Origin of the sequence: Halomonas caseinilytica, from assembly GCF_001662305.1 — a bacterium.
GTDB lineage: Bacteria > Pseudomonadota > Gammaproteobacteria > Pseudomonadales > Halomonadaceae > Halomonas > Halomonas caseinilytica.
Map to the genome: position 1 here is coordinate 1 of NZ_BDEP01000004.1, position 13,340 is coordinate 13,340.

General features: G+C 59.9%; 12 protein-coding genes. All 12 read right to left on the reverse strand.

Features of this window, described 5'->3' with window-relative positions:
• Positions 1-1,028 (reverse strand): non-hydrolyzing UDP-N-acetylglucosamine 2-epimerase (wecB, locus tag A9O65_RS01890; protein ID WP_146077110.1); only part of this gene is annotated, 1,028 nt, incomplete at its 3' end.
• 106 nt (positions 1,029-1,134) lie between these two features.
• A complete protein-coding gene (locus A9O65_RS17145; RefSeq protein ID WP_139180656.1) occupies positions 1,135-1,587 on the reverse strand; it encodes a hypothetical protein in 453 nt (150 codons plus the stop codon).
• Between the two features lie 54 nt (positions 1,588-1,641).
• Positions 1,642-2,742, reverse strand: a complete 1,101-nt coding sequence (locus tag A9O65_RS01900; RefSeq protein ID WP_064701202.1) for a KpsE/RkpR family capsule polysaccharide export protein — start codon at positions 2,740-2,742, stop codon at positions 1,642-1,644.
• 106 nt (positions 2,743-2,848) lie between these two features.
• Complete coding sequence (locus A9O65_RS01905) at positions 2,849-3,778, reverse strand: ABC transporter ATP-binding protein (RefSeq protein ID WP_064701203.1); 930 nt, start codon at positions 3,776-3,778, stop codon at positions 2,849-2,851.
• Between the two features lie 15 nt (positions 3,779-3,793).
• Positions 3,794-4,609: an ABC transporter permease gene (locus A9O65_RS01910; protein ID WP_064701204.1), complete on the reverse strand. Its 816-nt coding sequence runs from the start codon at positions 4,607-4,609 to the stop codon at positions 3,794-3,796.
• Positions 4,610-4,673: 64 nt separating this feature from the next.
• A complete protein-coding gene (locus tag A9O65_RS01915; protein ID WP_064701205.1) occupies positions 4,674-6,452 on the reverse strand; it encodes a polysaccharide biosynthesis/export family protein in 1,779 nt (592 codons plus the stop codon).
• Positions 6,449-6,889 (reverse strand): RT0821/Lpp0805 family surface protein, encoded by a 441-nt coding sequence (locus A9O65_RS01920; RefSeq protein ID WP_254783098.1) that lies wholly within the window; start codon positions 6,887-6,889, stop codon positions 6,449-6,451. The genes A9O65_RS01915 and A9O65_RS01920 overlap by 4 nt, the downstream gene beginning before the upstream one ends.
• Before the next feature lie 196 nt (positions 6,890-7,085).
• Positions 7,086-8,999: a sulfate adenylyltransferase subunit CysN gene (cysN, locus tag A9O65_RS01925; RefSeq protein ID WP_064701206.1), complete on the reverse strand. Its 1,914-nt coding sequence runs from the start codon at positions 8,997-8,999 to the stop codon at positions 7,086-7,088.
• 78 nt (positions 9,000-9,077) lie between these two features.
• Complete coding sequence (locus tag A9O65_RS16855; RefSeq protein ID WP_258027399.1) at positions 9,078-9,320, reverse strand: four helix bundle protein; 243 nt, start codon at positions 9,318-9,320, stop codon at positions 9,078-9,080.
• Between the two features lie 208 nt (positions 9,321-9,528).
• On the reverse strand, positions 9,529-10,443 hold the full coding sequence (gene cysD / locus A9O65_RS01930; protein WP_064701207.1) for a sulfate adenylyltransferase subunit CysD: 915 nt from the start codon (positions 10,441-10,443) through the stop codon (positions 9,529-9,531).
• 115 nt (positions 10,444-10,558) lie between these two features.
• Positions 10,559-11,365 (reverse strand): 3'(2'),5'-bisphosphate nucleotidase CysQ, encoded by an 807-nt coding sequence (gene cysQ / locus A9O65_RS01935; protein WP_064698273.1) that lies wholly within the window; start codon positions 11,363-11,365, stop codon positions 10,559-10,561.
• Positions 11,366-11,568: 203 nt separating this feature from the next.
• Positions 11,569-13,332: an SLC13 family permease gene (locus tag A9O65_RS01940; protein WP_064701208.1), complete on the reverse strand. Its 1,764-nt coding sequence runs from the start codon at positions 13,330-13,332 to the stop codon at positions 11,569-11,571.
• Positions 13,333-13,340: the final 8 nt, after the last annotated feature.

A 13,340-nucleotide genomic window follows, 5' to 3' on the forward strand; every position in this document is an offset into this window, starting at 1 on the left:
TTAGATGATGACCCATGGGCAAAGCTCATGGCGTTGTAGGCATCCTGATCCGTGAGCAGCAAGGTCAGCTCGCCGGTGATGGTATCAACATCGGTACCCACCAACCTGACAGTCCCGGCAGCCACGGCCTCGGGGCGCTCGGTGGTATCGCGCATTACCAGTACCGGCTTGCCCAAGGAAGGAGCCTCTTCCTGAATCCCCCCTGAGTCGGTCAGGATGATATCGGCACGGTTCATCAAGTAGACGAACGGCAGGTAGTCCTGGGGCTCCACCAGGTGCACGTTCTCGATATTGCCCAGCAGGCGATTGACCGGCTCGCTCACGTTGGGGTTCAGGTGCACTGGATAGAGAATCTGCACATCGGGATGGGCCTGGGCTGTTTCGGCCAGTGCCCTGCAGATGTTTTCGAAACCGCCACCAAAGCTTTCACGGCGATGCCCGGTCACCAGGATCAGCCGCTTGTTATCGTCCAGCATGGGGAAGCGCGCCCGTTGATCGGCCGCCAGTCGCGCGTCGTCTTCCAGCTTGCCGGTCACATCGAGCAGTGCATCCACCACGGTATTGCCGGTCACATAAACCGAGTCGGGGGCAACCCCCTCTTTCAGGAGATTATCGCGCGAGGTATTGGTGGGAGCAAAATGCAAGGCAGCCAGGGCACCGGTGAGCTTGCGGTTGCCTTCTTCCGGCCAGGGTGAATAGAGATTGCCGGTACGCAAGCCGGCTTCCACATGCCCCACGGGAATCTGCTGATAGTAGCAGGCCAGTGTGGTAGCAAAGGTGGTGGCAGTATCACCGTGAACCAGCACGATATCCGGGCGGAAGTCCTCCAGTACGCCTTTCATGCCCTGAAGGATCCCGGTCGTCACATCATTGAGATCCTGACCGGGCTTCATCAGGTCGAGGTCATACTCGGGTACAAGCTCGAAGAGACTGAGCACCTGATCAAGCATCTCGCGATGCTGAGCGGTAACGCATACTCGCGCATCGAAGCGCTCGTCCGCAGCGAGTTGCAGAGCCAGCGTCGCCATCTTGATGGCTTCGGGCCGAGTACCGAACACGGTAAGAACCTTGCATTTCTCAGTCACATCATCTTCCTTAATCGTGGGTGAGAACAATGGAAAAATTGCCGATCGATCAATGATCCAGGAATTGGCCTTGCAGTTCCTGGCAGCGTCTGAAGTAGTACTCGAGCAATTGCTGGGTATCCTCCAACTGATGTTCCAGCTGCCTTTCCCTGTCCTGCGGAATCTCGCGGGGCTGCTGACTTGGCAGCGGCGGCGGGGCGGACTTTACGTGCGTGCGGGGGACTTCCGAGGCCGGATCGATTCGGCGGCCTTCCGATTCGCCATTGCGCAGGTAGTGCAAGAGAGGATTGACGTCAGCCCGGCGGACATCGTCATGCCGCTGGAGATAGGCCGCCGTGGAAAATCGGGGCCCCGGATCACGCCCGAGACGCCAGCCATATTCCAGAAAGTGCTGCTCAGGCGTCATGCCAGCATAGCGTACATCGGGATAGCAGGCTTGATACCATTCGGCATCGAACAGTGAAGATTTCTGAAGCAATGCTTCTTCATCGAGTCGTGACATAAGGTTACTTCGTGTTAGCGGTTGAAATCGGTACCTGACATTGTCGTGACACTCCTAGTCACGATGGTCCCGAATGATCAGCACCAGCATGCTGAAAATGAAGGCCAGGAAGATGGTGGCAAGCGCGAATACCGTGGTGTTGTACAGCCGATCCGGCTTCGTCGGATATTCCGGCATCAGCGGGCTTTGCAGTATGCTGACCTGCTTGAGCTTGCGTGCCGCCTCCAGTCGCGTGTTCTCGAGTGCGGAGAGCGCGCTGGAATACGTCTCCTGAGCGAACTGAGCCTGGAGTTCGAGCGTCTGATACTCGGAGGACACGCGGTTGAGCGATTCGCCAGTTGCCTGGGCTAGACGGTCACGCTGCTGTTGGATCTGCTCGCGCAGGGCCGCGATTTCACTCTGAACACGTTGCATGTCCGCCGAGCGTTCGCTCTGGTAGCTGGCAAGCGCCTGGCGCTGTGCCTTGAGCTGAGCCAGGTTGCCCTCGAGCGTAGCGACGACCTGATTGATGCTTTCCACGGTTTGCTGCGGCGCCACAAGCCCTTCACGGTTCTGGAACTCCAACAGATCGGCTCGAGACTCTTTCAAGCGATCGTTGAGTCGCTGGAGCTGCTGTTCCAGGAAGCGGACCTGCTCCTGTGCGAGCCGTTGCCCCATCTCGTTCATATGGCGCTCACCGGCATCGAGCAGCAATTGCACCATCTGCTGGGCAAACTCCGGCGTATAGGCCTGCACCTCGATATTCAGCACACCGGCATATTCATCCATCTCGACGGTGACGCGCTTCTGGTAGTACTCGTGAAGCGATTCAATGGGCGCTTCGGCATCATTCAACCGCGCGAACACATCGCCATGCTCACTGTAATGCGAACGAAAATCGAGCTGCTCCTGCACCTGCTTGAGCATATCGACAGAAAGCAGGTATTCCCGCAACAGCAACAAGTCGGTATCGCTGGACGTACCGGTCAGAATGGAGGAGAAACTGACATCCGCCTGGGAAAGCTGCGGACTTTCCATCACGACCGTGGCGCGCGAGACATAGCGGTCTTCGGCCCAAAGTGCCCAATAGAAGGCAACCAGCAGGATGGCCACACAGGCGAGTACCCAATGTGGCTGGTGTTTCAATAGGCTTTTGATACGTTCTTTTGAGGCCATAGAATTAGCAACAAACCTGGTAACGTGAAGACTTCAGCACTCTCGAAGGCCTTTCGGGTTCCCGCCGACCTTACCGAGTACACTTGACGATGAGATCACAACGGGGCTATCCGGCACCGTCGTCTGGACTTTCCTGAAAGGCTTTCAGCCGTGCTTGCGCGTCTTTGAAGTTCTGCTGGGCGGTACGGAAGGCATCGCCATAGTGGCGACGTTGGCGAGGGATCAAGTCCTTCTCCTTGGCTTCCTCGAACAGCGCCCTGGCATCCTGCAACTCCTTGCGGCGCCGTTGTAGCTGCTGTCGTGCTTCGTCCTGAGTGGAGGGCTCGGCAAGGCGCGCCGGCCTGACCGGCGGACCAAGCGGGTGGTCCTCGCTATTGCCATCCGTTTCGGCGTGATAGGCCTCGATGGCTTCTTCCACATCATCGTACCAGAAGGCTTCTCCATCACGCAGATACACGCCTGCCTGGCAGAGATCCTTGAGAATGCCCTCACCGTGGGAAACCATGATCAGACTGGCCTGGCCGACCTTGTCCTTGAAAGCCTTGGCGGCCTTGGCCTTGAAGGCTCGGTCACCTACCGAGGTGGCCTCGTCGGAGAGATAGACATCAAAATCGAACGCCAGCGAGAGGCCGAAGTTGAGGCGGGAACGCATGCCGGAAGAATAGGTCTTGATCGGTTCATCGAAAGCATCGCCGATCTCGGCGAAGTCCTGCACCCGATCGATAATTTCCTGTTCCTTGTTACGCCCACCATGCACTCGAGCAACGAACTTGACGTTCTGGCGGCCGGTCATCGAGCCTTGAAAGCCTCCCGCCAGGCCGATCGGCCAGGAAACACGGCAATTGCGCTCGATGCTGCCCCGCTCGGGATGATCCATGCCGGCAATCAGCCGCAACAACGTCGATTTACCGGCGCCGTTGCGCCCTACCAGACCGACACTCACCCCTTTGGGAAAGGAAAGGTTGATGTCCTTGAGCACCCAAGGGCTGCCGTGATGGTTATGGTAACGCTTGTAAAGGTTGCGAATTTCGATCATGAGTGGCCTGTCGGCTTATCTGGCTTTGAGGCGATCCCTGAAGCGCATGTGCATCAACAGGCCGAGAGCCAGCGTGCTCAACGTCCAGGCCCAGAAATAGGTCATGCTGGTGCCATGCACGACGTGGTAGCCCTCGAAGAAGCTGGCACGCAGCATCTCCAGTCCATGGACGATGGGATTGAGCATGACGTATTCCAGCAGCCAGTGCGGTAGCTGATGTAGCGGAAAAATCACGCCAGAGAGAATCAACAACGGCATGCTCAGCATCCGCACGATCTTGCCAATTTCCGGCACCAGGGTACCGGCTACCGAAACAATCAAGCCAAGCCCGAGCCCCAGGCACCAGAGTGAGAACCAGTCCCACATGGCATACAGGGCATGATCCGGCATGAGATCCGTGCCCAGCATCAAGGCACCGACGATAAAGAGCAGGAAGATCAGGGTGCGCAGCATGACTTCCAGAAAATTGCGCACCAGCACCGAGTCCACGGGCTGCACCTGGCGATAGGCAAACAGCGCCTGATTGGCCTCCACGGCGCCCAGGCCACGCATCAATCCCTCACGGATCAGGAAAAAGCCCATCAGCCCGACGATCATCCAAGGAATGAATTCAGCCCCAACGATCAGACGATCTCCCCGGATGAAGCCACGAATGCTGACCATGATCAGCGTGAAGGCCGCAGGCTCGGCAATCATCCAGAACCAGCCCATGCGGTCGGTCATGGTGCGCGAGATGGCCTCACGCAGGAACATGGCATACCAGACACTGCGCGTGACTTGCCATGGCGAACGTTCGGTACCGCTAGTACCGCGAGAAAATATGTCAAACATGGTGGGGTAACCCCGTCAGCAAGCACTCAGGCGGCGCCAAGGCCGCCTGAGCATTCAGACCTCGTCACAGATCGAGCGCGACCTTGGTGGCCACGGCAACCTGATAGAGGATCTGCGTGATCGACTTGGCAAGCTCGAGGTTGCTGGTCGGCGCCCTCGGCAACACGATGATCTCGTCGCCGGCACGCAGTTCCGCGTCATCCGCCGGGATAACGGCGCCATTGCGATGCGCCACCAGGATTTCATCGTCGTTGGCACGCGGCGTAAAGCCACCCGCCTGCTCGATGTAGTCCTCGACGGACATGCCAGGCGTATAGACCACGGCCTGCGGCATGGTGACCTCGCCACTGAGCAGGATGGCATCGTTGGTCTCGGGGATCTTGACGACGTCGCCGTCCTGCAGGCGCACATCGGCGATGCCGCTATTCCCGCGCGCCACGACCAGCTGGCCGGTGGGCTCGACCTTCGAGGCCTTCTGCACGAAACGCTCGATCAACTCGGCCTGCTGTACCTGAATCTTGCCCTCTTCCGCGGTGCGCGCCGGATAACCCAGGTAGGTCGTCTGCAGGCGTTGCAGGCTCTTTTCGAGTGCCTCTTCCTGCTGCTTGGCGACGCTTTCACGCAGGATCGAAATATCGTGAACGCTGGTCATGTCCTTGGGCACGCCGACCGCATCGAGGAACTCGCCAAGGCGTGCATTGCGTGGCAGTGCATAACGGGAGGGGCCATAGAAGCTGCCCTCAAGCTCGACGACGATCGTCTCGGCACGCTTGTCGGCACTGAACAGCACTTCATCACCGCTCTGCACGGTCTGGCTGGCGAACTCATCGAGCGGGAAGTACTCGGCCATCGGACCATCACTGCGATCACCGCGCAGCAACACGTGCGAGACACCACTGTTCAGGCGGGCGAGCTGCTGCACATCCCGTCCGCTGAGTTGTTGCCCTTGCAGCTCATAGCGATATTCACGCTTCACGTCGCCGGTCACGGCAATTGCCGGGCCGCGCTCCTCGACCACAATGGTATCGCCGTCCTTGAACTGCGGACGCTGGATATCACCGTCGAGCAGGAAATCGTAGAGATCAACGGTGGCGACCGTGCGGTCACCTCGTTCTACCCGGATCTGCCGGTAGCTGCCCAGATCCTTGTCGATGCCTCCCGCCTGATCGAGGAAATAGAGTACCGAGTCGGAGGGAGTGCCAGCGTAACGCCCCGGATTTTCGACATAACCGGTGACGAACACGCCCACCGGCTGGACGCCTTGCAGGTTGGTGTACACCTGCACGTCCTGGGGATAGACATCCTGAATCGCCTGGCGAACCTGGGCATCGAGCTGCTGACTGTTCATCCCCTGTACCTGCACCGGCCCGATCGAGGGGATGTAAATATTGCCCTGGGCATCCACGGGCACGGTCTGGTCAAGTTCCACGGCCCCCCAGGCACGCAACGTCACCTGGTCACCGGGCTTGATCTTGTAACTGGAATTGAGGCCATCGGCCATGGTGCCACGGAAGCCGCCCTCGAAAAGGTTGGCCCCGAAGGGGTCCAGCTTGTCCATTTCGGCCTTGGGAGGCTCGGCTTTCATCCCGTAGCGGTTGGGCTTGACCACCGGGCCATAGTTGGCGCTCTCCCAGTTGGCGCGGGGCGTCGCATCGACATTGCTGCTCTGCCCGCCACTCTGCGCTTGTCCGGACGCGCTCTGGAACTGCCCCTGGCTCTGCTGTTGCTGCTCCGAGCCACCGATGCCCGACTGCAGGAAGCTCTGGGCATTTGCCGAGCCGGGCAGCAGCAACAAGCCCGCTACCAGCAGGGCGCCCAACGTCGAAGTGTCGCGATTGATCACCGGCTCATTCTCCCTGCCTGGGTTTGCGTTACCAGCCGCTGCGAGACCCAGCTGCCATCGGACGTCTTGCAGGCCACTGCCGAGCGGACATTGCCGCCCTGCAACTGCATGATCTGCAGTTGCCGGCAGTCACGACCGCTTGCCGCGTAGTACGTCGCATCCGCCATCACCTCGACGTTCCCTCCCCAGGGACTATCCTGCAACACGACAGTGGCACCGGGACCGGACTGGCTGAGAAAGCCATTGAGATTGGAGCCTAGCTGGGTGCCCTGGGTGGGCCCGTCGATGACCGAGCCGGAGGGATTCTGCCCCTGTTGCGTGGCGCAACCCGACAAGCTCACGGCGAACGCCACCAGCATCGCGGATGCATGGCGGCGTCTCCAGGGACGCGATGTCGCTCCCATGCGGAACATGCCACTGAATTGTCGTTTTTCCATATTGGTTTCCCTTGCAATATCGGCATGGCAGTCGCCGCCGCTTCGAATTGATCGGCGCCGCCCGGGCCTGGCCCTTGCTTGCGGCGGCACTTCATGATGGAAGGGCGGCGGCTACCAGGCAACCGCATACCCGCATGCAGCGCACGGCGTTGACCCTCGGGTCGCCGCCGTGCGTGCCTGTCTAACGGGTGATGAGTCAGAGCTCCTTGAGGAGACGGGTCAGGATATCCTGCTGACTCATGGTTTCAGTGTTGACCGTCACCTCAGCGTTGCTCGGCGCTTCGTAGGGGCTGTTGATACCGGTGAAGTCTTGGATTCTGCCTTCACGCGCCTTCTGGTAGAGCCCCTTGGGATCACGCTGCTCGCAGATATCCAGCGGGGTGTCGACATGGACTTCGATGAAGTCGCCCTCGTCGAACAGTTCGCGAGCAGCCTCGCGGTTAGCGCGGAACGGTGAAATGAAGGCAGTGATCACGATCACGCCGGCCTCGGCGAACAGCCGCGCGACTTCACCCACCCGGCGGATGTTCTCGGCACGGTCACCTTCGCCCATGTCCAGGTCCTTGCACAGGCCATGGCGGATATTGTCACCGTCGAGCAGCATGGTGTGATAACCGCGGCGATTGAGCTCGACTTCCAGCGCGTTGGCCAGGGTCGACTTGCCGGAACCGGAGTAGCCAGTGAACCAGACACACTTGCCTTCATGGCCATTGATCTGCTCACGCATGGCCTGGGTGACGCTGGTGCGATTCCACACCACATTGGCCTTGCTGTCGTGCTCGCGGAACTCGTACGGCAGCTCGCTTTCCAGCGGCTGATGAATCATCCCGACGCCCACGGTGATGTTGGTGAGTCGGTCGATGATGATGAAGTTACCGGTACCCGGGCTGGTACGGTAGTCGTCGACCGGCACCGGCGCGGTCAACTCCACCTGGCAGCGCGCGATGGCGTTGAGGTCGAGGTGATCGGCGTGGCGCTGTTCGAGGGTATTGACGTCGACCTGGTAGTCGATGGCCTTCACCTTGCCGGCCATGTCGCGGGTGGCCAGCTTGAGATCATACAGCTTGCCGGGCTCGAGTGCCTTCTCGTGCATCCAGACGATGTCGGCTTCGAAGCTGGTAGCCAGCGGCACCTGGGCATCCTCGGCAACGATCCAGTCACCGCGCGAGATGTCGATCTCGTCTTCCAGCGTCACGGTGATGGCCTGTCCCGGGTAGGCAACCTCCAGATCGCCATCCCAGGTGACGATGCGCTCGACCCTAGACGTCTTCCCGGAAGGCAAGGCACGGATGGCCTGGCCCGGCTTCAACACACCGGCAGCCAAGGTGCCGCAATAGCCCCGGAAGTCCAGGTTGGGACGATTGACGTACTGCACCGGCAGGCGCAGGTCACGCAGGTTCTGGTCGTGTCGAATCTCGACGGTCTCGAGCAGCTCGAGCATCGCCGGCCCCTCGTACCAGGACATCGCTTCGCTCTTGTTGACCACATTGTCGCCCTTCAGGGCCGACATCGGCACGAAGCGGATATCCGGGGCATTCAGCTTGTCGGCGATCTCCTGGTACTGCGCGACGATCTCGTTGTAGCGCTCCTCGGAGTAGTCGACCAGATCCATCTTGTTGATCGCCACCACCAGGTGCTGGATGCCCAGCAAGTCGGCGATGAAGCTGTGTCGGCGAGTCTGGGTCTGCACGCCGTGACGCGCATCGACCAGGATCACCGCCAGGCTCGCCGTGGAGGCCCCGGTGGCCATGTTGCGGGTATACTGCTCGTGCCCCGGCGTATCGGCGATGATGAACTTGCGCTTGTCGGTCGAGAAAAAGCGGTACGCCACGTCGATGGTGATGCCCTGCTCCCGCTCCGACTGCAGGCCATCCACCAGCAGTGCCAGATCCACCTCGTCGCCGGTGGTCCCGCTGGTCTTGGAGGCCTGGGTGATCGCGGCCAGCTGATCCTCGTAGATCATCTTGGAGTCGTGCAGCAACCGCCCGATCAGGGTCGACTTGCCGTCATCGACGCTGCCGCAGGTGATGAAACGGAGCAAATCCTTGTTCTCGTGCTCCTTGAGATAGGCTTCGATATCGTCCGCGATCAAACTAGATTGATGTGACATAACGCATCCCTAACTGGAAGCTGGAAGCTGAAAGCTGGAAGCTGGAAGAACTTCCACCCCATTCGCCACACAGCAGATTTATTCATTTGTGAGTTTGCCTACCAGCCCTGAAAGCATGGCGGCAATTTCACGAGTTTCCTGTATCCATCGGTGACCAATAGCCTTGTCGATATAGCCAATGTCGATACCGATGTAAATTTGTGTTCGTAATTCGGCACATGAACCCTTAGCAATCAATAGGAACCGGCATTTATCTTTCAGGGTTCCGCGAGTCATGCCTTCCGCGATATTACTGGGTACTGATAGGCCGGTGCGCGTAATCTAATCCTTGAAACCAAAATCATGTAAATTGCGCATTTCCTTATAAAGTTCGGCCGATAATCTGGCCGAACGTTTCCACACTTGCAGCTTTTCGAAGTCCATCTCGATCCCCCGCTTCCATGACTATCATGCAGATTAGCTCATGTAGTGAAGGCTGAACTTCAAGCTTCAAGCTTCCGGCTTACAGCTTTCTGAGGCGCTTCACACCTCAGAAGTACCCTTCCCGCTTTTTCTTCTCCATGGAGCCGGCCTGGTCGTGATCGATGGCGCGGCCGCTGCGCTCCGAGGTCTTCGTCAGCAGCATTTCCTGGATGATTTCGGGCAGGGTGGTGGCCTTGGATTCCACCGCGCCGGTCAGCGGGTAGCAGCCCAGGGTACGGAAACGCACCCATTTCTCTTCGGGCACTTCGCCCTCCTCGAGCGGCATGCGGTCGTCGTCGACCATGATGTCGATGCCGTCGCGGTGAACCACCGGACGCGGGGCGGAGTAATACAGCGGAACGATGGGAATGGATTCCAGGTAGATGTACTGCCAGATATCCAGCTCGGTCCAGTTGGAGAGCGGGAAGACGCGGATGGATTCGCCCTTGTTGACCTTGGCGTTGTAAACATTCCACAGCTCGGGACGCTGGTTCTTGGGGTCCCAGCGGTGGTGCTTGTCGCGGAAGGAAAAGACCCGTTCCTTGGCGCGACTGGCCTCCTCGTCGCGACGGGCTCCGCCGAAGGCAGCATCGAACTGGTACTTGTCCAACGCCTGCTTGAGCGACTGGGTCTTCATGATGTCGGTGTATTTCGAGCTGCCGTGGTCGAAGGGGTTGATCCCGGCTTCCACCCCTTCCTGGTTGATGTGCTCGATCAGCTCCATGCCGGCCTCCTCGGCCATGCGGTCACGGAACTTGATCATTTCCTTGAACTTCCAGGTAGTGTTGACGTGCATCAACGGAAACGGCGGCGGCCCGGGATAGAAGGCCTTGCGCGCCAGGTGCAGCATCACCGAGGAATCCTTGCCGATGGAGTAGAGCATCACCGGGTTACGGAACTCGGCGGCCACCTCGCGAATGATGTGGATCGACTCGGCCTCGAGCTGCTTGAGGTGAGTCTGGCGTTCGGGTGTTATTTCCATATCGGTCGTTCCATTGAGTTTTCTGGCACTGGAAAGAAGCTTTCAAGCCGGCAAAGCGCGGCGATAACGCTGAAGGAGAAAACGCGATGCGACACGCCTTCAAGGGAGAAGCCAACTACGTCTCGGCCAGGCTCTCGCCTAGCGCATCGGTCCAGCGCTGATCGCGCTCACCGCAGACGATGAAGAATGGGTTGAGTACCGAATCTTGCTGGTTGCAGCGCAGGGGTTCAAGGGTCTCGGCATTGAGCACCTGCCCGCCGGCGGCCACGACGACCGCCTGGGCGGCGGCGGTGTCCCACTCGCTGGTGGGCGCCAGGCGTGGATAGAGATCCGCCTGCCCCTCAGCCACCAGGCATAGCTTGAGCGAGCTGCCCATGGAGACCCGCTCGTGCTTCGGCAGGCGAGCACAGAAAGCCTCGAACGCTTCCGAGCCGTGGGAGCGGCTGCCGACGATCTTCCAGGCGACGCCGCCTTCGCCAGGCAGGGCACGAACCTGGATGCGCTTCGCGGCGCCCTGCTCCACTTTCCAGGCGCCCTGGCCGACCTGCCCGTGCCAGGTCGTATCGAGCACTGGCGCATGGACGATGCCGAACACCGGGTCGCCGTTTTCCACCAGCGCCACGTTGAGGGTGAACTCGCCGTTCTTCTTGATGAATTCCTTGGTACCGTCCAGCGGATCGATCAACCAGTAGCGATCCCAGGTACGGCGAGTCTCGTAGGGAATATCGCCGGACTCCTCGGACAGCACCGGCACACCGGGTGTCACGGACTCGAGCAAGGCCACCAGCGCGTGATGGGATGCCATGTCCGCCTCGGTCAGAGGGCTGTCATCCTCCTTGGTTTCCACCTGATAGGACCGATTATAGACTTCCAGCACCTCTCGGCCCGCGGCATCGACACCGGCAAGCAGTCGGTCTCGCATGTCATCCGTTACAAAATCAGTCAAAAGAGTCTCCTTGGTTATTAGCCCTAAGCTTTAAGCTGGCTCTAAGCTGGAAGAGCGCCGCTTCGCGGCTGGATGCTGGAAGTCACCCCGGGGGCAAAACCAGAACTGGGGGTTAGATTGCAGTTGCTTTTTCTTCCAGCTTCCGGCTTCAAACTTTAAGTTTTCTGACCGCATAGCGGTCAGAACCCCCACACCAACGGTATCAGCCCCACCGCCGTACTCCCGACGAGCAGGCTGAGCGGTGCGCCCAGGCGCAGATAGTCGATCAGTCGATAGCCACCTGGACCATAGACCATCAGGTTGGTCTGGTAGCCCAGCGGTGTCATGAAACTGGCCGAGGCAGCAAACATGATAGCGATGGCAAATGGCATAAAATTGACACCGAGCTGCTCGGACACCGACATGGCGATGGGGAACATCAATACCGCCGCCGCATTGTTGGTGATGATCTCGGTGAAGAGTGTCGTCATCAGGTAGATCATGGCCAGTGCCAACCAGGGCGACATGCTGTCGCTGACCACTGCGCCGGCGATGGCCTGGGCGGCGCCGGAGCTGGTCATGGCCGCGCCCAACGAGAAGGAGGCGGCAATCACGGTCAACACGGAAAGATCGATGTAACGACGCGCCTTGCTGACGGTGATGCAACCAGTCATCAGCACGCCGCCACCGGCCAACAGCGCGGCCTCGAAGATCGAGAGCAGGCCCAGGCCTGCCACGCCGACCATCAGGCCCAGCACCGCCAAGGCGAGCGGCGCCTTGTGAAAGTTGGGTGGCGTGGAGTCGTTGAGGGCGCTGACCAGCAAGAAGTCGCGCCGGTAACGATACTGCTCTACGAAGTCGTGGCCGGTTTCCATCAGCAGCGTATCGCCCACCTGCAGACGGATATCCCCCACCTTGCCAGGCAGGCGGCGTCCCTGACGGGAAATCGACAGAATCACTGCCTGGAAGCGCGAGCGCACCCGGGCTTCGCGAACCGTGTGTCCGACACCGGTGAAATCCGGCCCGATCACGGCTTCGACCAGGCAACGCTGATGGTTGGCCACATCCAGCTTGTGGATGTCGCCATTGGCGGGCGTCACTCCCCGGACCTGGCGAAGCTCGCGGGCACATTCCGGCGCGCCGATGAAGACCAGCACATCGCCGGGCTCGAGCTGGGTCTCGGGGGGAACGGCGGTCATCAGGCGGCCATCGCGTTCGATGTCGGTCAGGTAGCCGTATTGCAGGTTACGCAGCCCAGCCTCTGAGATGGTCTTGCCGGCCAGGGGGCCGCTCTCGTTGACCACGAACTCGACGCTGTACTCACGCGCCATGTCGAGTTGTTCGATCACCCCTTCGCGACGCGGCAGCAAGCGGTCGGAGAACAGGATCAGGAAAGCACCGCCGATCAGCAGGATAGGCAGGCCGACCTGCGCGAGCTCGAACATGCCCAGCGACACGCCCTTTTCGCTCTGAAGCAGGCCATCGACGACAAGGTTGGTACTCGTCCCGATCAGCGTGCAGGTACCGCCGAGGATGGCGGTGTAGCTCAACGGCAAGAGCAGCTTGGAAGGAGATAACTTGAGCTTGCGGGACCACTCTTGTAGTGCCGGTATGAACATGGCGACCACGGTGGTGTTGTTCATGAAGGCACTGAGGCTGGACGCGGGCAGCATGACCCGTAGTTGCGCCTTCTTGAGAGAGCTGGGATGCCCCAGCAGCCCATTCGCCACCCACTGTACCGCACCGGTTTCCTTGAGGGCGGCGGCAACGACATAGAGGGCCGCGATGGTCATGACGCCGGTATTGGAAAAACCGACCAGCGCCTCGGCAGGTTCGAGCACGCCGCTGACCACGAGAAACGCCATGGCCGCCATCAGGATGGCATCCGCCGCGATACGCGTGACGGCCAGGGCCACCAGGACGGCGATTACGCTGAATATACTGAGCCAGGCATCCATTGCCATGTGATATG